Here is a 21,822-nt window from a genome sequence, read left to right as displayed (position 1 = left end):
CTGTCGTGACGTAGCCTCCCGCATCAGCCGCTGTCGGTGCGCGTGCGCGAACGGGCAGCCAGGAATGGCGGAACTGCTGCGGTTCCGGCGGGCACGACAGTCGAGAGGGTGGTCGGAAATCTTGATCCAACAAATGTCCGAGACCAGTGATCCGGCCACGACGCAGGGCCGGGCCGCCGCGTCGGGGGTGAACGCGAATGCCGCCGGGTCCGACACGCTGAGTGAGGGCGATCCACAGTCGACGGCCGATCCGACCGTCACCGGCGAGGCGGTCGCGTCGCAGCAGGCCGGGCCCGGTGCGGTGGTCGCCGCGTTCGGACTGCTGGCCGCCGGTGGCTTCGTCGCCTGGACGGTCTGGAGCAGCGGCGCCAACCCGGCGAAGATCGAACCGTCCGACACCACGGCCGTCTTCCTCACCCTGCTGGTCTTCGCCGCGGCGCTCGAACGGCTCGTGGAACCGTTCTCCCGGTGGCTTCCGGGGCGCCGCGACGAGGCCGCGTCGGAGCGGACGTTGGCTGCCGCGACCAACCGTGCCGACGTCTCGACGGAGGCGGTCGCCGCCGCGAGAACGGCCGTGGCGCGGGCGAGGGCGAACCGCACGATCGTCGCGTGGGGGCTCGCGAGCGGGCTGGCGACCGTGGCGTCCAGCGCGACCGGGTTCTACGTCCTGCACGCGGTGGCCGGGCCCGACTGGAACGGGCTGGCGGTCTGGATCGACGCGATCATCACCGGGGTGATGATCGGCAGCGGCACCAAGCCACTGCACGATCTGATCAGCCGGGCGCAGAACGGACCGCCCTCCGCCTGATCGACTTCCCGACCCCGAACACGTACTCTCCGTCGCCCTGAGCCGTCGGCACCACCGAAGCACCAGCCCCGCCGTCAGCCTCCGGCTCCACAACCCGCGCTACGCGCTCACCAGGCGGGTCGTGCTGAACCGGCGCTGGTAGGCGGCGGGGCTGATCTTCAGGTTCCTGGCGAAGACCCGTCGCATGCTCTCGTAGCTGGGGAATCCGGCGAGGGTCGCGGCCTGCGTCGCGGTGTGGCCCTGGTCGAGCAGCGCCCTGGCCATGTCGAACCGGATGTTCTCCACGTAGCGCGCCGGTGTCGTGGAGAGCTCGTCCTGGAAGAGCCGGGTGAGGTGCCGGGTGCTGACGTTGAGGTGTTTCGCGAGTTCGCCGAGCGAGTGGTCCGCGCGGGGGTCCGCCGTCACCCGGTCGGTGATCTTACGGAGAGCCGGCGAGCGGGGCGGCGGCCCCTGCAACGGCGCGGAGAACTGGGACTGGCCGCCCGCGCGCTGCATGTAGACCACCAGCGCGCGGGCGACGTGGCGCGCCAGGTCCGCGCCGTGGTCCTCCTCGACCAGCGCGAGCGCCAGATCGATGCCGGCCGTCACCCCTGCCGACGTGTAGGTGCTGCCGTCGCGGACGTAGATCGCGTCGGGCTCGACGCGGCACGTCGGGCACCGGGCGGCGAGCTCGTGCGTGACCTGCCAGTGCGTGGTGGCGCGTTTGCCGTCGAGGAGGCCGGCGGCGGCGAGGACGAACGCCCCGGTGCAGATGGACGCGATCCGACCGGCCACGGCCGCCGGGGTCCGCGCCGCGTCCGCCAGGTAGCCGGGGACAGGGGCGCGCGGATAGAGGTCGGATCCGGCCACCAGCAACGTGTCGGAGGCGGCCTCCGGGGAGACGGCGCCGTCGACCGCGATCCGGACCCCGAGGTTCGACACGACGTCCGCGCCGGTCGGCGACAGCAGCGCGATCCGGTAGTCGGCGCCGAACCTGTTCGCCTCCTTGAACACCTCCGCGGGACCGGCGAGGTCCAGCAGCGTGACGCCGTCGTAGACCAGGGCCGCGATGTGGTGCGGGCCGGCGTTCGTCACCGTGGTGTCGGCGGAGCCGGATCCGTGTGGCGACCAGCCGGACTCCGGTGGCACCGACTGCCGGCGGCTCGGTGACGCGGGAGGCATGGACACGGTCCATTGGTAGCACACCGTCACCGACGATCATGGTGACCTCCGGGCCGAGCCCGGCCGATCACACGAGTGGTCCGTCCGAGCGGAGAGGGCCCGTGGATGCCGTCCGCAACGATCGCGGCGATTTCCGCCGTCCGGGGGGTTCGTGCCGGCGAAGGCGTCTTCCGGGCGACGAATTCCGCCCGGTCGCGCTGCGTCGTTTCGGCGATTCGACGGCGCATTCCCGGGACAATTCGGCGGGCAGTCTCATCGGATGTGGCAGAGCGGGTAAGAGTCGCGCGGAACCAGCGCGGAGTCACCGCGGATCGGCCGCGGTGATGCTGGAGCGGCGGGTCCACATTTGAGGGGTTCCTGGCCGGACGAAGGCGGCGGCGCACGACGATTTGTGGGCAGCATGGAGGTCGGACACACGGTCCAGAGCCAGCACCAGTTCGGGAAGGTCAGAGGTCATGCCAGAGGTCATCGCGGGATTGGAGATTCCTGAGACGGCGGCGGTCGCCGAGGCGACCAGGCTCGTCCAGGAGACGACCCGTCCCGTCATCTACCACCACTCCCGGCGGGCCTTCCTGTTCGGCCTGATCCAGGCAGAGAAGCTCGGCGTCAAGCCGGACCCGGAGCTGCTCTACCTGGCGTCCATGTTCCACGACACCGGCCTCCTGACTCCGTTCTCCGACGTCAAGCAGCGCTTCGAGGTCGACAGCGCCGACCACGCGCGGAAGTTCCTCCTGGATCGGGGTTTCTCGACGGATGCCGCCGAGGCCGTCTGGACGGCGATCGCGCTGCACACCACGCTGGGTATCCCGGAGCGGATGGGCCCGGAGATCGCGTTCACGCAGCTCGGCATCGCGACCGATGTGATCGGCCTCGGCCTGGACGGACTGGAGGTCGACCAGGTGAATGAGATCCTCGCCGTCCATCCGCGAGGAGATTTCAAGAACGAGTTCCTGCGGGCCCACGTCGACGGGCTCAAGGACCGTCCGGAGACCACGAGCGGCACGATGAATTCCGACATCCTCGAGCACTTCATCCCCGGCTTCCAGCGCCCGACGACTGTCGACCTCATTCTCGGCTCGCCCTGGTCGAGCTGACCGGCGATCTGGCCGTCCGCCATGCCGGCGGCGTCGGGGCTCCTCGGTGAGCGATGCCGAGAAGTTCCCGCCCCGGGCCGCGATCCACTGCCGGCCGCCGCGTTCCTCGAGGCGGCGGCCGGCAGAGTGACCTCATCCACGAACGATCTGGAAAGGATTCGAGCATGCGAGCGATCACCGTGCGGGACCGGAACGCTGGTGTCGGTGGTCTCACCCTGACCGACATGCCCTACCCCCACGCCGCGGAGAACGACGTGATCGTGCGCGTGCACGCCGCCGGCTTCACTCCGGGAGAGCTCGACTGGCCGGCGACGTGGACCGATCGCGCCGGACGCGACCGGACGCCCACCGTCCCGGGGCACGAACTCTCCGGAGTCGTCGTCGAACTCGGCTACGGGACCACCGGACTCTCCGTGGGCCAGCGGGTGTTCGGACTCACCGACTGGGCCCGCAACGGATCACTGGCCGAGTACACCTCGGTCGAGGCGCGCAACCTCGCCCCCCTCGCGGCCGACATCGACCACACGGTGGCCGCCGCGCTCCCCATCTCCGGGCTCACCGCCTGGCAGGGGCTGTTCGACCACGGCCACCTCACGACCGGTCAGACCGTCCTCGTTCACGGCGCCGCCGGCGGCGTCGGCTCGATCGCCGTCCAACTCGCGCGAGAGGTCGGTGCCCGCGTGATCGGCACAGGCCGGGCCAACGACCGTGACGTCGCCCTCGGCCTCGGCGCGCACACCTTCCTCGACCTGGCCGCCGACGACCTGCGGCAGGTCGGCGAGGTGGACGTGGTCTTCGACGTCATCGGCGGCGACATCCTCGCGCGATCGACCGATCTGGTACGCCCCGGCGGCACCGTCGTCACCATCGCCACGCCACCCGCCGTGCAGCCCAAGGAGGGGCGGGCGATCTTCTTCGTCGTCGAACCCGACCGCGTCCGGCTGGCCGACCTCGCCGAGCGACTCCGGGCCGGACGGCTCAAGCCCATCGTCGGCGACGTGCGACCGCTCGAAGAGACGGCTGACGCGTTCGCCCGCCGCCGCCGCACGGCCGGCAAGACGATCATTCGGGTCGCTGACGAGCAGGAACCGCCGCGCTCCTGACCGGTGGCCCGCCACCGCTTCGTTCTCAGAGAGCGAAGACGACCTGCCAGGCACCGGTGACGCCCTCGGGCACGATCTCGATGCTCACCGGGTCGCCGGGGCGCGGGTTGAGGCCGAACTCGCGCTGCCAGCGGCCATCCTGGTCGCCGTACATGCTGTCGGGGTTCATCGAGTAGTCCGACCACCGACCGGTCGTGATCTCTATGCCGTTGACGCGGAGGTGGAGGAGTCCGGGCGTCTGGGCGACCATGTGGATGGCGGCGACGGTCTTCCACCTCACGCTTTGCCGGACAGGGCGCGACGGGTCGGCGGGGTCGGACCGGATGATGACGAAGTCCTGGCACGGCAGCGCCGTGCAGCCGGCGGGAAGGGCCAGTGGGCCGAGTGTCTTCGGCGGCCGGGGTGGCACCGGGTACTCATCGAGCGGAACCCGCTCGCCGATCGCGAGCCCGAATGTGCCGGCGGCCGGGACCTGCGTCCGGATCTCGCTCAACCGGCTCGCCGACCGCGCCCCGGTGATCGTCAGAACGAATTTCGCGGGCTCGCCGACGGTGATGTCGTACCTGTCCCAGCCAGGCCCCAGATGGACCTGACCGCAGTCGCCCCGGGCGTCGAAAACGTGGCCGTTGATGGTCAACTCCTCCTGGAGGAGGGCGTCGTCGCAGCGGGTGGAGACGACGAGATCGAGGGTGGCCGGCACGATCGTCAGTTCGAGGCGGCGCTCGGGCAGCGCCGCGGACTTCGCGGCCACGAGCCGGGCGCCGTAGGCGTACTCGGGGAAACCTTCGGTGGTGCGTACCGGGGCCGGGCTGTCCGCCGTGGTGGGCGCGACGCCGGTGTGGGCGCCGGGTAGCACAGCGGCCGTGGCGACGCCGCCCAGGGCGACCACCGCGCAGGCCGTCCACACGGCGATACGGCGCCGCCGCCGCGCGGCCACCTTCGCCCGTACGCCGTGCAGTCGCACGTCGGGCATGTCGTGCCCCACCGGTTCGCCGGAGCGCTCGTCGAGCACCCGCCTCAGATCGGTCAGATTCATCGGAGCAGTCCTTCGGGCGAGAGCGTGTCGTCGAGGCGGAGTTTGGCCACGGCCCGGCTGGCCTGGCTCTTGACGGTGCCGACGGCGCAGCCGAGCACTTCGCCGATCTCGGCATCCGACAGGTCCTCGAAGTACCGCAGCACGAGCACGGCACGCTGCCGGCGAGGCAGTCGTCCCAACGCCCGCCAGAGACGGTCCCGGTCGTCGAGACCCGAGTACCGGTCCGCCTCGGCGGCCACCTCAGGAAGGTCGGCCGTGGGTAACTCCCCCCGCCACCGGCGCCGCCACGACGAGGCGTACGCGTTGACGATGATCGGCCGCACGTACGGCTCCGGATCACCCTCGATACGCCGCCACGCCTCCCACGCCCGCGCCAAGGCGGTCTGCAGCAGATCCTCGGCCGACGCCCAGTCCCGGGTGAGCAGGAACGCGGTACGCAGCAGCCGGGGCGAGCGGGTCGCGACGAACTCGTCGAAGCCCTCCGGTGTGATCACGTCCCGCCCCTCTCCCCCGTTCACCAGGTAGTACCGCCTGTGGACGGGAAAGGTTGCATGGCGAACGGCCACTCGTCGAGCAGCGGGACGACTGCCGGATGCCCCGGCCGTGGTCGTTCAGGCCGCGGTGCGGGTGAGCACCCACCGGTACGCCTGGACGAGACCCGTGTCGAAGCCGGCGGCCGATCCCCAGAGGAAGATCCGGAAGCGGCGGTAGAGCGGCTCCCCCCCAGCGGGCGACGATCTCCTCGCGCCGCGCGTCCAGCCGCTGCGCCCAGGCTCGGCAGGTCAGGAAGTAGTTGTGCCGGTCGTCCTCGACGTCGAGCAGCTCGAACGGGGATCGGGCCACCTGCCGCAGGTACGAGTGCAGCACCAGGGGGGCCGAGTTCCCCGGGTAGATGTACTGCTTGAAGAACGTGGAGAGATGCTGCTTGCGACGCATGGCGAGGGCGTCGAGGTAGATCCGACCGCCCGGACGCAGCAGCCGGGCGTACGCCCGCAGGGTGGCCCGGTAGTCGGGCAAATGCTCGGTGACGCCCATGTTCACGATCGCGTCGAACGGCTCGGCGGCCCGGTACCGCAGGAAGTGTTCCCGCACCACGGTGACCGGTAGCCCCTCCCGGGCGAAGAAGTCGGTGAGGAAGCGCTCGGACTCGGCCGCCAGCGTCACGGTGGTGACCGAGACGCCGCGCCGCGCGGCGTACTCGGCGAACGCCCCCCACCCACCGCCGACCTCCAGCACCCGGTCCCCGGGTCCGACACCGATGGCCTTGAGCGCCAGGTCGAGCTTGCGGGTCACCGCGTCCTCGAGCGCCTCGTCATCCCGCTCGAACACACCCTGGGTGTAGCAGCGGTGCCGGGTGTCGAGGAAGGTCAGGAAGAAGTCGGAGTCCTCGTCGTAGTGCCGGGAGATCGACCGCTGGTCGTGTCCGTACCGCCCGTGCAGCACAGCCGGCAGCCACCGGCCGAGGAAGGCGATCGGATGTACGTCGGAGAAGAACCGCCGCATGGTCAGCGCGGCGAACAGATCACCCTCGACGTCGATGTGCCCCGCGAGGTACGCCAGGACCACCTGGAGTTGGTCGAGTGAGTGCAGCGCCCGGTGACCGACGTCGTCGCGGACGACCAGACTGAACCGGGGCGGCAGGGCCTCGGTGACCCCGAAGCCGTGGGTCGTGCCGTCGGTGCCGACGATCTCGAACGGCACGGGGGTCCGGTCGCGGAAGTAGTCCTCGTAGCGCCGGCCGACCACGTCGGCCAAGGTCCGCCTCATGCGGTGATGGTCCCACAGGCCCCCTGCTCAGGGACACCATCGCTCGCCGAAAGAGCCCTGTCGTGGTCGGCTCGGTCGACATTCCGCACCCTCGCCACTAGGGTCAGTTCCATTATGGAACTTACTGTTTTCTGGCGCTGGTGGCTCGCCGGTACGACCAGCCTCTTCGGCTCGGCGGTCGGTGGATTGGCCCTGCCGTTGACCGCACTGACCGTGCTGCACGCGTCCCCCTTCGAGATGGGTCTGATCACGGCGGCCGGCTACCTCGCGTACCTCCTGATCAGCCTGCCGGCGGGGGTGATCGTGCAGCGCCTGCCGCTGCGCGGCATGCAGGTCGCCCTGGATCTGATCCGGGCGCTCGCCATCGCGTCCGTCCCCCTGGCCTGGTGGTTCGACGCCTTGACGGTGGCCCAGCTGGTCGCGGTCGCCCTGGTGACGAGCTTCGCCAACGTGCTCTTCGACGTGGCGAACCAGACCTTCCTGCCGGAGATCGTGCCGGCGGCGCAGTTGCAGGCGCGCAACAGCCTCACCTCCGCTACGCATGCCGCGGCACAGCTCGGCGGGCCGTCGCTGGGCGGGCTCGCGGTGCAGCTGCTGGGCGCGGTGCCGACGCTCTTCGTAGACGCCGTCAGCTATCTGATCTCCGCCACGCTGCTGCGCACCCTGCCGGCCCGGCGGGTACAACGACCGGCCGAGCGGCCCCCGATGGTCACGATGATCCGCGAGGGCTGGCACTACGTGCTCCGCCACCCGATCATCGGACCGGCGATGTGGGACGCCACCGCGACGAACTTCGTCTCCGGCGCGATGCTGGCCCTCTTCCACTACTACCTGGTGCGCGAGCTGCACGCGCCGCCGCTCGTGGTCGGTCTGCTGATCGCCGCCGACGGCCTCGGCTCGCTCGTCGGCGCCGCTCTGACGACCCGGTTCACCGATCGGGTCGGCACCGCACGCGGTCTGATCATCGCGGCCGTCGTCAGCGTGGCCGGCGCGCTCGTCATCCCGCTGGGCACCGGCGCCGCCGGCTATCTCGCCTTCGCCGTCGGCAACCTCGTCTTCGCCGGCTGCTCGGTGGTGCTCAGCGTGACCACCCGCACCTACCGGATGCTCGCCAGCCCGCCGGAGCTCTTGTCCCGCGTGATCGCCACGGTCAAGTTCGTCTCCTGGGGCGCCATCCCCCTCGGCGGCCTGCTCGCCGGCGCCCTGGCCGGGCCGCTCGGCGCCCGCACCACTCTGCTGATCTTCGGGGCGCTCACCGTGATCTCCCCGATCATCTACCTCTCGACCCCGATCCGGCGGCTGCGCGACCTTCCGCTCGACGCCGAACCGAGACCGGCCGCTGTGGTCCGGGTGTGAACCGCGCGACGGGTGGGTGCTACCCGCTGAGAACAGCGGCGTGGCCGAGCCGTCATCGCCGGCTCGGCCACGCCGACGCATCCCTGTCGGCGGCCGACTCGTTGGTGCCACGAGGACGGACGGGGGCCGACGATGGTGGCGGGACGCGGTGCCGGGCTGCTGCGCCCGGCGACGAGTTCGGGACGCGCCACCTTCCTGGAGCTCTTCTTCGACCTGGCCTTCGTCGTCGCCCTCACCCAGGTCTCGCATCGCTTCGCCGACCTGCGCAGCGACACCGGCTGGACGCTCGTCACCGGGCTCGGCCGTACCCTGCTGCTCTTCCTGGCGCTCTGGCTGATCTGGTCGCACACCACCTGGATCACCAGTCGCTACGAGCCGGAGCGGTCGACCATTCAGGCGGTCGTGGTCGGCACCATGTTCGCCGCCCTGGTGATGGCGGTGACGCTGCCGCGCGCCATGGAGGAGCGGGCGTTGCCGTTCACGGTCGCGTACCTGATGGTGATGGTGGTGCGGCCGCTAGTGGTCGCGGCCGCGCTGCGTGGCCATCCACGACGGCTGGTGCCGTTTCGACTCGCCGCCTGGTCAGCGCTCTCCGCACCGCTCTGGCTGGTCGGCGCGTTGGGCCCGGACCGGCTTCGCCTGCCGCTGTGGGCGGCCGCGCTCGCGGTGGACTACCTCGCCTGGGCTCTGGGCTGGCCGCTGCCTCGGCTCGGTGCCGCGGCGGTCGGTCGCTGGCGGATCACCGGGGAGCATCTGGCCGAACGTCACCAGCAGATGTTCCTCGTCGCGCTCGGCGAGTCGATTCTGGTCATCGGCGTCGTTTTCGGTGGGGTGGACTACTCGGCGGAGCGGGCGGCCGCCTTCGGGGTGGCGTTCACCACCAGCGCGTTGTTGTGGCGGATCTACTTCCACCGCGCCGGTCGTTTGCTGAACGAGGCGTTGGGGCGGGCGCGCCTGCCCGGCCGGTTGGGTACGGCGTCGGAACGGACGCACGGGTTGATCGTGCTCAGCGTGCTCGTCACCGCGGTCGGCTACGAGCTGGTGATCGCCGAGCCGTTCGGGCCGCCGCGGCCGACGTGGCTTCTGTTCGTGGTGGGCGGTCCGGTGCTCTTCCTCGTCGCTCGGGTGCGGCTGGACTACGCGATCTTCGGCCGGGTCCCCGGGTCGGGGATGATCGGCTTGGTGGTGCTGCTGCTGGTCACGGCGGCGTTGGCCCGCTGGTCGCCGATGGTCGGACTGAGCGCGGTGGCCGGAGTGCTGGCTCTTGTCGCACTGCTCGACGCGGTGCGGAGCCGGCGGCGGCCGCGGGAGGATTTCGCCTCGCCGATCGCGCGGGAGACGCCCGGCAGTCGCGAGTCCGAGGCCTGATCCCGGGCAGGGCCACACCGCACACTCAGGGTCCGACAGTTCGCGGAGCGATCGCCACCGTGGGCGTTGCCCGCCGGACGGCTGTCGGCACCGCTCGTGCGGAGTCCGCCGTCCGCTCACCGAGCCCGCGCCTACCGCTGACCCGTCCTACCCGATCGAGCAATCAGGACGGCTGCCGCGCGGCATGAGCCTGGACGAGTCCGTCGACGCCGCGGAGGAAGGTCTCGCAGATCACCGTCGGATCGAAGAGGCAACCGGCCGCCATGGCGCCGTCGCGCAGCATGACGAAGTGCTGCGCGGCGGACTCGGCTGAGGTCTTGTCGATGCGTGCCATCAAGGCGGTGACGGCGTCGAGGAACCACTGCCGATGGGCGAGAACCGCTTGGTGTACGGGGTGGTCGGGGTCGGGATACTCGGCCACCGCGTTCAGGAAGGCGCATCCGCGAAAGCCGGAAGACTGGATGCTCTCGGCGATCGACGCCGCGACGGCCCGGACGGCGTCACCCGCCGGCAGGCCGACCGCGACGGCCACCTCCACCTGGCTGCGGATGGCCTGGTCGACTCCGCGCAGATAGGCGAGGACGAGATCCTCCTTGCCCGGGAAGTGCCGATAGAACGTGGCCCGGGTCACGTTGGCCTCGGCGACGATCCGATCGACGCCGACCGAGTGGATTCCCTCCGCATAGAAGATCCGGGAAGCCGCGCCGAGCAGCCGGAGACGCGCCTCGGACGGCCGGACCTCGGTTTCGCTAGTCGCCATGGGTCCATGGTAGCGACAGAACGTTCCGTCTCGGCGTCGTGAGCGCCGCCGTGCCGTCGGGCCAGGGCCACCATCAGATAGAACGTTCTGTCTTGACACCAGGCGGCAGGCGCGGCCATCATTGCCCGTGACAGAACGTTCGTTCTACCGGGCGGGCGTTCCGGCTCCCCGACTTGATCGACCAGGTCAGCGCCACATCCGCTGATCGCCGCCCCGTCAGGAACCCCGAGAGGATCACCATGACCACCCTTGCCGCGCCCGGCGTCTCGACGACGGCAGCCGCCCTGCGGAAGCTGTACTTCGTCCGCTTCGCGTTCGCCATCACCTGGGCCCTCGTGATGTTCACGACCGCCGAGCACCTCGGTCCGCTCGCCGTCACGCTGCTCGTGCTCTACCCGCTGTTCGACGTGGCGGCCGCCGTCGTCGACGCCCGCGCGTCGCGCGCCACCGGGTCACCCGCCCTGCTCTACGCCAACATCGCGGTCAGCCTGCTCGCCGCGGTCGGCCTGGCGGTCGCGAGCACATCCGGCATCCCGGAGGTCCTGCGCGCGTGGGGTACCTGGGCGATCGTGGCCGGGCTGATCCAGCTGGTCGTGGGTGTCACCCGTCGCAGGATGGGGGGCCAGTGGCCGATGATCATCAGCGGTGGCATCTCGGTACTCGCCGGTGGGTCGTTCATCGCGGGCGCCTCCGCGGACAGCCCGACGTTGACCAACGCGATCGGCTACGCCATCCCCGGCGCCGTCTTCTTCCTCATCTCGGCCGTCCGCCTCGGCCGCGCGGCGAAGGGCGACTGACACGGAGGGCGACGCCGGTCTGGAGAAGGCCGGATGCCGGCGACGTCAGGTCGCGGCGCCTTCCGGGCTGACAAGTCCATCGAGCATGACCTGGATCGCCTTGCTGCGGGCCTCGTCGCTGTCCGCGGTGAGGGTCATGCGGACGAAGGTGGCGATGTCCTCGGCGGTTATGCCGGCACGTAGCCGGCCGGCGGATCGCAGCCGATCCGTGGCCGGCCCGGCTCTTGGATCGGGCCGAGACGGCCCGGGTACGCCAGCTCATGTCCCGCCGCTACCCCGTCGCCCAGCTGGTGTTCGGACTCGACCTGCTCCTGGGCCGACGCGACCGCAGGATCGGCATCGCCATCAGCTTCTGATCGCCCCTCCTCCTGCCGGCCCGGTTCCGCGGCGGGTACGTCCCGATCCCGCCCGCATACGATGGTGAACCCGCTGCCGCTACCCGGGGAGTTCCGCCGATGACCAGCTCCGCACACCACACCGTCCGGATCGCCGGCCTCGCCGACGTCGACGCCCTCGTCGACCTGGTCGAGTCGGCGTACCGGGGGGAGAGCAGCCGGGCCGGCTGGACCCACGAGGCGGACCTGCTCGACGGCCAGCGCACCGACCGCGACATGGTGACCACCGCGGTGATGGGCCCGGACGGCTCGGTGCTCGTCGTCGAGGAGGGGACCCGGCTCGTCGCCTGCTGTCAGGTGGAGCGCCGTGATGACCACGCCTACTTCGGCATGTTCGCCGTCGCGCCCCTGCGGCAGGGCGGCGGGCTGGGGCGCGAGCTGCTCGGCGTGGCCGAGCGCCACGCCGAGCAGGAGTGGGGCGCCGGGGAGATGCGGATGACCGTCATCACCCAACGGGACGACCTGATCGCCTGGTACGAGCGACGCGGGTACGTCCGCACCGGGGAGATCACCCCGTTCCCCTACGGTGACGAGCGCTTCGGCCAGCCCCGCCGTGGCGACCTGGCGTTCGAGACGCTGGTCAAGAAGCTCGGCTGAGGGCGGCGGGGCACGGGCCCTGCGTGCGGCCGAGGCGGCGTGGGTCGTGCGGATGCGGACCTTCACGCGCTGCCGGTCGAGGTGCCGAGGCACGCGAGCGGGTGGCTGATCACGAATCGAGCCGGCCTCGACGATTCGTCCCTTAGGTTACTGCGCAGGAGGTTGTCGGGACCGGGAGGCGGCGTGGAGAGCTATCCGGCGATCGAGGATCACGGGCTCATCGGCGACCTGCAGACCGCCGCTCTGGTGACGTGCGACGGAACCATCGACTGGTTCTGCGCGCCGCGCTTCGACTCGCCGAGCATCTTCGCCGCCCTGCTGGACCGTGAGCGCGGTGGCTACTTCCGCATCGCCCCGCACGACGTCCGGTACGTCACCAAACAGCTCTACCTGCCCGGCACGCCGATCCTGATCACCCGGTTCATCAGCGCCGACGGCGTCGCCGAGGTGATGGACTACATGCCGGTCACCGGCGATCTGGCCACCGAGTCACACCGCCTGGTCCGCGTGGTGAACATGGTCCGGGGCAGCATGCGCTTCCGGGTGGAGTGCCGACCCCGGTTCGACTACGCCCGGGAGAACCACGAGCTGGAGCGCCACCCCAACGGTTACCTGTTCCGCAGCCGGTCGGCGACGCTCAGCTTCAACCCGGTAGACCCGGTACGGCAACTGTGGGCCCAGACCGGGGACGTCCGCCTGGAGAACGGCGACCTGATCGCGTACGGCACCCTCAACGAGGGCGACACCGGCGGGGTGGTCCTGGAGACGGGCGCCACGGAGCCACGGATCATCTCGCCGGCAGAGGTCACCGCGATGTTCGAGTGGACGCGGGACTACTGGCGGCGCTGGGTCGAACGGTCCCGCTACACCGGGCGGTGGCGGGAAATGGTCGAGCGCTCGGCCATCACGCTGAAGCTCATGACGTACGCGCCGACCGGCGCGATGATCGCCGCGCCCACCGCCGCGCTCCCCGAGCTGGTCGGCGGCACCCGCAACTGGGACTACCGCTACACCTGGGTACGCGACACGTCGTTCTCGGTGCACGCGCTGCTCGGCCTCGGCTTCACCGAGGAGGTCAGCCGGTACATGAACTGGCTGGACGAGCGGATCCGTGAGGCCGGTGACCACCAGGACCCGCTGAAGATCATGTATCGGGTGGACGGCTCCTCCGATCTCCACGAGGAGGTGCTCGACCACCTGGACGGCTACCGCGACTCCCGACCGGTGCGGATCGGCAACGGCGCCGCCGACCAGCTCCAACTCGACATCCACGGCGAGGCCCTCTACGCCATGCACCTCGCCGACGAGCAGGGCATCCGCGTCTCGCACCAGGTGTGGAAGAGCACCGTCCGGCTCGTCGACTGGCTCTGCCAGCACTGGGACCGGCCCGACGCCGGCATCTGGGAGAGCCGCCACCACCCCCGCAACTACACCTTCGGCCGGGTGATGTCCTGGGTCGCGCTGGACCGGGCCATCCGCCTCGCCACCCGCACCGGCCGCCCCGGTGACACCACTCACTGGGCCGAGCAACGCAATCGGATCTACGACCAGGTCATGGCCCGCGGATACCACCGGGGACGCGGCAGCTTCGTGCAGGCGTACGACGAGAACATGCTGGACGCGGCGCTGCTCGCCATGCCGGCGGTCGGCTTCGTGACGCCGAGCGACCCTCTCTGGCAGTCCACCTTGACCGCGATCGAGCGCGAGCTGGTCTCGGACAGCCTGGTCCACCGGTACGACCCGATCCACTCCCCCGACGGCCTTCCCGGGCACGAGGGCACCTTCAACATGTGCACGTTCTGGTACGTCGAGGCGCTGGGCCGCTCCGGTCGCCTGGACGACGCCCGGCTCACCCTCGAGAAGATGTTCACCTTCAGCAACCACCTCGGCCTGTACGCCGAGGAGATCGCCGCGACCGGTGAGCAGATCGGTAACTACCCGCAGGCGTTCAGCCACCTCTCCCTGATCAACTCGGCGCTGGCGCTGAACGACCTGCTCGACGTCGAGGCCGACGCCCGACGCCGGCAGTAGCGCGGCTCAACCGGTACGGGCCTCAGCGCCGGCGGCTCGTCAACCCGTCCAGAGACACCCGGAACCTGCCGGCGACCGCCGTGCTCCCGCCGGCCGCGCTGCGCTCTCCATCGCTTGGCCGTGGTGCGCAGCGTCTCGGCGACTCCCCCATATTGCTTCATTTCGGTCAAAATCGGATCGCAAGTGCGTAACGTGCCCGACATGGTCTTTCGCACCTGGCGTAACCTACTGCTCACCGCGCTCGGGATGGGCTTGCTCGCCGGCGCCGGTCAACTCGGCATCGCGTTCGGCTTCGGCATCGTCCAGCTCACCGGCGCCTCCACCGTCAACCAGTGGCCTGCTCAGCTCGTCTGGGTGGGCTGGTTCGCGGCGTGCGCCGCCGTGGCCGGCACCGTCGTCACCGCACGCCTGGCCCGCCGGTACGGACAGCTGGGTAACACGGGCAGGCTGGTGGCCATCGCCGCCGCCGCGGCGCTGGGCGCCACCATCGTGGCACCGCTCTTCGTCCGGCCGGTCCAGGCCGCCGAACGCTTCTCCGTGGACCCGATCTGGGCCGTCGGCATCTGCACGACCCTCGGCGCGCTCGTCGGTGCGGGAGCCGCGATCGCCGCACTGCTGAAGCCGCCGCTGGGTTGGAACCTGGCGGCGGTGGGCGGCGTGGTGTGGCTGCTGGCGCTCGCCTCGGTCGTCCCGTCGCTCGTCACCGCCGGACCGCTGCCCGCCGTCAGGCTCGGCGTGCTGGAGCCGGCCGGGCTCGACGCCGACGCGGCACAACGGCAGGCGATCCTGATACTGCCGGCGGTGGCCCTGCTCATCGGCGCGGCGACCGGCGGGCTGGCCCGCTGGCGCGGGCATCCGCCGCTGGTCAACGGCGCGACCGGCGCAGCCGGCATGTTGCTGGTCGCGTTCGCCTACCTGACCGCCGGTCCCGGCGACGCCGTCGACCGTTACCAGATCACGCCCTACTACGGCGCGCTGCTCGCCGTCGCCGCCGGTGTGTTCGGTTCGGCCGCGGTCGCGTCGTTCCGCTGGCCGCTCCTGCCACGCACAGCCGAAGCGCGGATGGCCGAGCCGACCGACGTCCTCAGTTCGCAGTCCGCCGAGCCGCAGGCCATGACGTCGACCGCCGGTCCGCGGACCGACGAGCCGGAGCCCGTCGACCTGACCGGCACGCAGCCGATCACCGGCACCGGGGCGGCACTCCCGACCGCGGCCGCACCGCTCGGCGTCGACGCGCCGGCTGGTGACCGGGACGACGTACCGGCCGACTTCGCGACGCGGACCGCCGGACCGGCCGTTGCCGCCGCACCCGCCGACCTCGCCACGTCGGCCTCCTTCGCCGTGCCGGCCGACCACGCCGTGCCGGCCGACCTCGCAGTGCCGGCCGACCGCGACGACACGGAGACCTCGGAACCTGCGCCCGCGACAGCGGCCCACCTTCCCGCAGGACCCGGCGGGGAGGGCACGAGAACGGCGGAAGTGGAGGCCGACGACACCGAGAACGACGGGATGCCGTCCGACGGGACGCTCGCGGCCCCAGGGACCCACCGGATGTACCTGCCACCGAAGACCGACCGGACACCGGTTCGGACGACCTGGCCGGTCGTTCCGGCGCGGCGGGTGCCGCGCTCGACCGAACCCGCGGCGGACGCGGAGGCGACCCACCCGGCCGGTACGCGAGAGAGGCCCGAGACGGTGCCCCCGCCTCGGCACCGGCCGCCCCTGCCCAACCTGAACCAGGCCGCGAACTGGGACGCCCTCGTGGCCGCCCAGCGCGCCCGGCCCGCGTCCACGACCGACGCCGCGCCGGCCACCCCGGCATCCGTCGTCCAGGCAGGACGGGCCGGCGGACGAGCCGGCGGACGGCGGGGCCTGTTCCGGCGCAACAAGTCCCGGGCCGACGGTGACCGCACGGGCACCCCGACCGACGGCGAGCCGCTGCCGAGGCAGGACGCGGAGTTCGTCGACTGGGTGACCCAGCTGGGCAAGCCGGCGGCGGGCAACGCACCGGATCAGGAGAACGGTCACCAGTCGCTACGCTCCGCCGGCCGCCAGCACAGCGACTGACCTCCACCGCCGGGACCGCGGCCACACCAGCGACCTGATCGCGCTCGGGCGATCGGACGCGGGCCGCGGATCCGTGCGATGCAGTTCGGCGGACTGCGGCAGTCTTGGCCGGCGTGGGCGCACCTCACCGGCCGCCGTCCGGCCACCCCTGCCCGCCTTCTTGTTCAACCTGTCGGTGGCCGGTGTGAGAATGCCGCGCAACCGATCATGGGAGGCTCTCGTGGGGACGTGGGACAGTGGACCGTTCGACAACGACGCCGCCGCTGACTGGTGTGGTGACCTCGATGACGCCGACGCGGCCAACCGCCCGGCGATCGTCCGCGAGGCGCTGAGCCGAGCCGCCGGCGAGGACGGCTACCTCGACGCCGACGTCGCCTGCGAGGCGATCGCCGCAGCCGCCATCGTGGCCGCTCAGCGACCCGGCGGGCAACCGATCACCTCCCCGTACGCACCGGATTTCCTCGGCGACGGTGGGCGGCTCGACCTGCCCGACGACCTGGCGGTGCTCGCGGTGAAGGCCCTCGACCGGGTCATGGCCGCGGACTGCGAATGGCGTGAGCTGTGGCAGGAGGCCACGGGCGAGGTCAACCCGGCCTTCGATGCCGTTCGCGGCCTGCACAAAATCCTGACGTAGAACATGTGCTGCCTGTGGGTCACGCTTCGCCGGTTGGCCGCCCCACCTCGCCGAGCGCGTCCAGCAGCCGTTGCCTCGCCTCGCCCGCGCCAACCTCGGGCGCGTCGTGCTCCACACCGCCTGAGCTGAGTCACCGTCGGTGGTGAGAAGTCCGGCTTCGCCAGCAACCGACGATGCAGATCCCCATCCCCAACCGATCACCATCAGCGTTCTCGCAGGCCCACCCGCGCCTCAAGACGCTGACGGACCGCCCTCGCGTTAACCACCCACACCCACCTGATCTGGTCTGGTTCAAGGTCCGCAAAGCCAAACCTCCACCACAGCGGCGAACAGCCTGCACCGACCGCGACGGCCATGGAGCCCCACCATGAAGCTGCCCCCGGGAGCCACCGGCTTCAACCCGCCACTCTGCCACCAAGCGAGCCTCAGAGCCTTCACCGCCGTCTGTCACCACGCCGCGCGCAGCATCGACGCCAGCGTTACCGGCGTCACTCCCGCCAGCGTCACGCCTCACTTCCACACGGTCGGAATCTCCCACGCCCCGCACCACATCGCCGTGCTGGGGCACGCCACGGTGCCGTTCATCGCCTTCGCCCGCCCGCACGCCCCCGGCGATGTCGCCGTGGCGTTCGTCGACCATCCCGACCTCGCCGCCGCCATCACCAACCTGACCGACGCCCAGGTCCTCACCGTCGAACAGCTCCGAACCCCGCTGTCACGGGTCGACCTGAGCGCCCTCGACCCCTACGAGCACGACCAGATCACGTACTGGAAGCCGACGAGTGTCGGCGAGCTGCTGTTCAACTTCTGGGACTGAACGACGGAACGGTGGAGGTGTCCACGCGCCGGCGCACACGACCGTTGCCGGCGGTAACGGCGAGCGGGTACCGCTACACACGTGGTTCTCAGCCGCTGCCGACCCGACTGGTCGCTGGTGCCTCGCGGCCGAGGCTGGCCCGGGCTCGGGCCGTTCGGATGGCGGCGGTCAAGGTGGCGATGTCGTAGGCGCCGTGGTGGCGGCGGCCGTTGATGAAGAACGTCGGGGTGCCGGACACTCCACTGTTGTCGGCCGAGTCGATGTCGCTTTCGACGCGGCCGGCGTGGGCGTGGCTGATCAGGTCGTCGTGGAAACGGTTCTGATCCAGGCCGAGGTCGCCGGCGTACTTGAGCAGGTCAGTGATGTTCAGCTTGTCCTGGTGGTCGAGCAGCAGGTCGTGCATCTGCCAGAACTTGCCCTGGGCGGCCGCGGCTTCGGCGGCCTCGGCGGCCAGTTGGGCTTGCGGGTGCACGTCCGACAGCGGCAGGTGACGCCACACGAAACGCAGGTCGCTGTGGCCCAGCAACTGCCGGACCACCGGCTCGGCCTTCCCGCAGTACGGGCACTCGAAGTCGCCGTACTGCACCAGCGTCACCGACGCGTCCGCCGGGCCGCGGACGTGGTCGTACTTCTCGTCGACCTCCGGGTCGAGGTCGATCAGCTCGGTCGTGTCGCCGAAGAGGGCCCGCGTGCGCTTGCCCTTCGGCAGCATGTTGGTTACGCGGAACACGGTCCAGGTCAGCGCTGCGGATACGATCGCGGCGCTGAGCACCCCGACTTTGGCCTCGGCCAGTTGGTCGCCGGTGAAGGCCAGGCTGGCGATCAGCAGCGACACGGTGAAGCTGACACCGGCGATCGTGCCGCTGCCGAGCACGCCCGCCCAGCCCACGGCCGGACGGATACGGCCGTGGGAGATCCAGGTGAGCCCGGCCGAGGTGCCGATCACGGCGAGCGGCTTGCCGACGACGTACGCGAGCAGCACGCCCCAGGTGACAGGCGATGCGACCGCCTGGGCCAGGAACGGACCGTCGATGCTGATACCAGCGTTGGCCAGGCCGAACAACGGCACGATGACGTAGCTGGACCACGGGTGGTAGATGCGTTGAAGGCGGTCGTTGGGCGACAGTGTGTTCGCGAGGCCGATCGAAGCCGTTCGGGCGAGCTTGGGCGTCGGCTGCTCACGGAACGACCGGAACAGTCCGCTGACCTGCTCGAGCTCGGCTCGGCCGGGAGTGTAGGCGAACGCGGTCAACCCGATGGCCAGGCCGGCCACCACCGGGTCGACTCCGCTGACCAGCAGCGCGCCCCACATCACGATGGCGAACGGCACGTACGCCGTGCCGCGTCGTACGCCGGCCGCGCGGATGGCCAGCATGATCGCGAACGCCGCTACGGCCACCACGACGGGCACCATCTTGATGTCGTCGCTGTAGACCAGGGCGATGACGATGAGGGCGATCAGGTCGTCGACCACGAACACGGTGAGCAGGAAGATCCGGACCCGGTCGGGCACGCCCCGGCCGAGCAGTGCCAGCAGGCCCAGGGCGAGGGCGGTGTCGGTCGACATGGCCACGCCCCAGCCGTGCGCGCCGGGGCCGCCGTGGTTGATCGCCAGGTAGATCAGCACCGGGATCAGCATGCCGATCACGCCGGCCATGCTGGGCAGCACGAGGCGTCGCCGGTCGCGCAGGTCGCCGAGGTCGAACTCGCGCCGCGTCTCAAGGCCGACGACCAGGAAGAACAGCGTCATCAAGCCGCTGTTGATCCAGGTGTGCAGGTCGCGGGAGAGCTCGAGGCGCCCGAGGCGCAGGGACAGTTGGGTACGCCAGACGGCTTCGTAGGAGTCGAGGTCGATGTTGGCCCAGAGCAGTGCGGCGACGATGGCGGCCACGAGCACGCCGGCGCTGCCGGACTCGGTTCGCAGAAAGGCTCGCAGCGGGGTCGTCAGATCCCGCATCCGAACCGTTCGGCCGCTCATCTTGCTCTCGGTCACACGTCACCTTCCGAAGCGCCGGCCGGGCCGGCACGGTTAGCCGGATCACGTGCGGCGATGCGGCACGTGACCCTTGGTTCAGTACTGATCCCGCTGCCTGCGGCCGTGGCCGGTGGGGAGAGAGCGCCGGGACGCGCGGATGCCCTGCGGGACGCGGGCGACTGCCGGTGGGCTCATGGTCGGCGCGTGAACGCCGCGATGGTGGACCCGGAGATATCGGCGACGAAGGCTCGCCCGCGTCGTCGCGGTCGGCGAGCGCGTCGGCGAGCAGGATCGGCGCGGGCGGGCCGCGACCTGGCCCGACCGCAGACCCGGTTCCGCGCCAGGTGCACGAGTCACCGGTCGATCGCGAAGACCGGGACCCGCGCCGCGTGCGAGCCGCGCTGTCGCCGGGCTGGGGCGCAACGACCGCCGCTTGCTACGTGGCTTTGATCGCCGAGCAGCAAGCGGACCTGATTCTCAGCGTGGCCCGACGAACTCGGTCCTCACGCTCCACGCGAACTGGATCAGCAGGGTGACCGGGGACTTCTCGGCGATGTCGTGCATCACCTTCAGGTCGTCGGGGTCAGGTTCTTCGCTCAGCGTGATCGTGCGCTTCAGGTAACGCTCTTCGCCTTCCCGCTCGGGTTCGTGGTAGTCGATCTCGACGGTGATGTCACCGGCGTTGTCGTACTTGTAGTCGACGTACTGCCGCAGCGTCTGAGCGGTGCACGACGCGAGCGCCATCAGCAGGTACTCCGTCGGCGTCGGGCCGTCGCCGAGGGCGCCGTTGTGCGGTTCGTCGGCGACGAAGTTGAAGTTGCGGGTGGTGAGGTCCGTGCGCCGGCGCTCAGTGAGCGGAAGGACAGCTCGGGCGTTTGCGACGACACGATCCTTATCGGCTTCCATCAGCCGCGCCTTCCTGTAGTTCCTGGTAGTGACGGTCCAGGTACGCGGATCCGGCAGCAGCCGCGCCGCGGCCTGAGCGGGGGCTGCGGCCAGGCGCGTGACCCATGACCGAGTGCCTCCGCAGGCTAGCGCCCTCGGACTAGATAGTCCAATTGATCGCTAGCCTCCAGATCCGCTCGATCCCCACGAGCCATCATCCCGGACGTTTTGAACTGCAATCAGAGGAGGCGAGGACCCGGGCATCCGCAACCGAACTCGCTCGGCATAGAACCCGGTCATGGACTCGTAAGTCCATTAATCCAGGGCGGGCGCAATGCCAGGAGGTGGCGACGCCGATGTCGAACCGCGCAACCTACCGTCATCGACCTCCGGGCCGTTCGCGCCCGCCGGGCCCCACTGATCACGGTCAGAAGGAGCCAATTAACGGGTCGACCCGCCGGGCGGCTCCGAGAGGAACGATTTGATGTGTTCCAGCGCCATGTCCAGGGCAACTTCCATGGGTGCGACGTCGTGCGCGGCGTTCGCCAGCAAGTAGCCGCCTTGCAGAGCCGCCATCAAGCCCGTGGCCAATTTCTCCGGCTCGGCGTCCTGGCGCAGTGCGCCGCTGTCCCGCATTCGGTGCAGACCATCACTGATCAGCTTTTCCCATGCCGCGAACGTCTCGGACAGCATCGATCGAGCCTGCTCATCTTGATCCGACAACTCGACGGCCATCGACCCGAGGCCACACCCGTATTTGCCGTTGTTCAGGGCGTTGGCCTGGACAAGCGCGTTACGCCATCGAACCAGGCCCGAGAAGGATCTCAGCCGTTCGAGCCCTCCGCGCTCGCGCTGCAGGACGAGCGCGCCTCGATACCTGACCAAGGCGCGCACGAGTTCCTGCTTGTCGGCGAAGTGGTGGTAGAGCTGGGACTTGCTCGTCTGGCTTGCCTCGCGGATGTCGTCGAGGGTGGTCGCGTTGACTCCGCGCACGAGCATCAGCCGGTTCGCCGCCTCGAGGATCCGCTCTCGGGTCGCGATGCCCCGTTGACTGATCCTCCGCTGCTTCGTCGGCGCAGCCACCTGCTCGTCGCCCATTGGTCAAGTGTATCGGCGCGGCGAGATAATCCAGCGAGAATGGGACCCTGTAGTCCATCTGGCGTCATGCCGT

Annotated in this window: 20 protein-coding genes; 12 read left to right on the top strand and 8 right to left on the bottom strand. The window is 70.4% G+C overall.

The window, feature by feature from the left end:
- The first annotated feature begins 133 nt into the window (after positions 1-133).
- Positions 134-808, top strand: coding sequence for a hypothetical protein (locus E1211_RS03190; RefSeq protein ID WP_132345176.1), 675 nt, complete (start codon positions 134-136; stop codon positions 806-808).
- A gap of 99 nt (positions 809-907) precedes the next feature.
- Here the strand turns inward: E1211_RS03190 and E1211_RS03185 are convergent, their stop codons facing one another.
- Entirely contained in the window at positions 908-1,969 is a 1,062-nt protein-coding gene (locus tag E1211_RS03185) for a GlxA family transcriptional regulator (protein WP_132345234.1), read from the bottom strand.
- 455 nt (positions 1,970-2,424) lie between these two features.
- Between E1211_RS03185 and E1211_RS03180 the strand changes: the two genes are divergently transcribed.
- Positions 2,425-3,063, top strand: coding sequence for an HD domain-containing protein (locus E1211_RS03180; RefSeq protein WP_132345174.1), 639 nt, complete (start codon positions 2,425-2,427; stop codon positions 3,061-3,063).
- Positions 3,064-3,227: 164 nt separating this feature from the next.
- Positions 3,228-4,166: an NADP-dependent oxidoreductase gene (locus E1211_RS03175; RefSeq protein ID WP_132345172.1), complete on the top strand. Its 939-nt coding sequence runs from the start codon at positions 3,228-3,230 to the stop codon at positions 4,164-4,166.
- 25 nt (positions 4,167-4,191) lie between these two features.
- Here E1211_RS03175 and E1211_RS03170 read toward each other — a convergent pair whose 3' ends face one another.
- From E1211_RS03170 to E1211_RS03160, 3 genes are read right to left on the bottom strand one after another with little or no spacing between them, the layout of a single operon-like run.
- A complete protein-coding gene (locus E1211_RS03170) occupies positions 4,192-5,202 on the bottom strand; it encodes a hypothetical protein (RefSeq protein WP_132345170.1) in 1,011 nt (336 codons plus the stop codon).
- Positions 5,199-5,627, bottom strand: a complete 429-nt coding sequence (locus E1211_RS03165) for a SigE family RNA polymerase sigma factor (RefSeq protein WP_243709316.1) — start codon at positions 5,625-5,627, stop codon at positions 5,199-5,201. The genes E1211_RS03170 and E1211_RS03165 overlap by 4 nt, the downstream gene beginning before the upstream one ends.
- Positions 5,539-6,969, bottom strand: a complete 1,431-nt coding sequence (locus tag E1211_RS03160) for a cyclopropane-fatty-acyl-phospholipid synthase family protein (RefSeq protein ID WP_243709314.1) — start codon at positions 6,967-6,969, stop codon at positions 5,539-5,541. Before E1211_RS03160 ends, E1211_RS03165 begins: the two co-directional genes overlap by 89 nt.
- Before the next feature lie 114 nt (positions 6,970-7,083).
- Here E1211_RS03160 and E1211_RS03155 point away from each other — a divergent pair, with 114 nt between their 5' ends.
- Entirely contained in the window at positions 7,084-8,325 is a 1,242-nt protein-coding gene (locus E1211_RS03155; RefSeq protein ID WP_132345166.1) for an MFS transporter, read from the top strand.
- Between the two features lie 132 nt (positions 8,326-8,457).
- The gene (locus E1211_RS03150) at positions 8,458-9,693 is read left to right on the top strand and encodes a low temperature requirement protein A (RefSeq protein ID WP_132345164.1); all 1,236 of its coding nucleotides are present in this window, start codon (positions 8,458-8,460) and stop codon (positions 9,691-9,693) included.
- Between the two features lie 163 nt (positions 9,694-9,856).
- Here E1211_RS03150 and E1211_RS03145 read toward each other — a convergent pair whose 3' ends face one another.
- Positions 9,857-10,453: a TetR/AcrR family transcriptional regulator gene (locus E1211_RS03145; RefSeq protein ID WP_132345162.1), complete on the bottom strand. Its 597-nt coding sequence runs from the start codon at positions 10,451-10,453 to the stop codon at positions 9,857-9,859.
- A 239-nt stretch (positions 10,454-10,692) separates the two neighbouring features.
- On the opposite strand from E1211_RS03145, the gene E1211_RS03140 reads away from it, so the two are divergent.
- From E1211_RS03140 to E1211_RS03115, 7 genes are all read left to right on the top strand, one after another.
- Positions 10,693-11,250, top strand: a complete 558-nt coding sequence (locus E1211_RS03140) for a hypothetical protein (protein WP_132345160.1) — start codon at positions 10,693-10,695, stop codon at positions 11,248-11,250.
- Between the two features lie 224 nt (positions 11,251-11,474).
- Positions 11,475-11,606: a hypothetical protein gene (locus E1211_RS33670; RefSeq protein ID WP_256371304.1), complete on the top strand. Its 132-nt coding sequence runs from the start codon at positions 11,475-11,477 to the stop codon at positions 11,604-11,606.
- A gap of 99 nt (positions 11,607-11,705) precedes the next feature.
- A complete protein-coding gene (locus E1211_RS03135; protein WP_132345158.1) occupies positions 11,706-12,242 on the top strand; it encodes a GNAT family N-acetyltransferase in 537 nt (178 codons plus the stop codon).
- A 183-nt stretch (positions 12,243-12,425) separates the two neighbouring features.
- Complete coding sequence (locus tag E1211_RS03130) at positions 12,426-14,273, top strand: glycoside hydrolase family 15 protein (RefSeq protein ID WP_132345156.1); 1,848 nt, start codon at positions 12,426-12,428, stop codon at positions 14,271-14,273.
- A 201-nt stretch (positions 14,274-14,474) separates the two neighbouring features.
- Entirely contained in the window at positions 14,475-16,340 is a 1,866-nt protein-coding gene (locus E1211_RS03125) for a hypothetical protein (protein WP_132345154.1), read from the top strand.
- A gap of 220 nt (positions 16,341-16,560) precedes the next feature.
- A complete protein-coding gene (locus E1211_RS03120) occupies positions 16,561-16,974 on the top strand; it encodes a DUF4259 domain-containing protein (RefSeq protein ID WP_132345152.1) in 414 nt (137 codons plus the stop codon).
- Between the two features lie 367 nt (positions 16,975-17,341).
- Positions 17,342-17,791, top strand: coding sequence for a hypothetical protein (locus E1211_RS03115; protein ID WP_132345150.1), 450 nt, complete (start codon positions 17,342-17,344; stop codon positions 17,789-17,791).
- Between the two features lie 88 nt (positions 17,792-17,879).
- On the opposite strand, the gene nhaA is transcribed toward E1211_RS03115, so the two are convergent.
- The 3 genes from nhaA to E1211_RS03100 all read right to left on the bottom strand — a co-directional run bounded on the left by nhaA (position 17,880) and on the right by E1211_RS03100 (position 21,749).
- On the bottom strand, positions 17,880-19,769 hold the full coding sequence (gene nhaA / locus E1211_RS03110) for a Na+/H+ antiporter NhaA (RefSeq protein ID WP_132345232.1): 1,890 nt from the start codon (positions 19,767-19,769) through the stop codon (positions 17,880-17,882).
- 474 nt (positions 19,770-20,243) lie between these two features.
- Entirely contained in the window at positions 20,244-20,672 is a 429-nt protein-coding gene (locus tag E1211_RS03105; protein WP_132345148.1) for an OsmC family protein, read from the bottom strand.
- A 420-nt stretch (positions 20,673-21,092) separates the two neighbouring features.
- Complete coding sequence (locus E1211_RS03100) at positions 21,093-21,749, bottom strand: TetR/AcrR family transcriptional regulator (protein WP_132345146.1); 657 nt, start codon at positions 21,747-21,749, stop codon at positions 21,093-21,095.
- Positions 21,750-21,822 lie beyond the last annotated feature (73 nt).

It is taken from the genome of Micromonospora sp. 15K316 (genome assembly GCF_004348525.1).
Classification (GTDB): Bacteria; Actinomycetota; Actinomycetes; order Mycobacteriales; family Micromonosporaceae; genus Micromonospora.
This window is presented reverse-complemented; position numbering and strand designations above follow the sequence as displayed.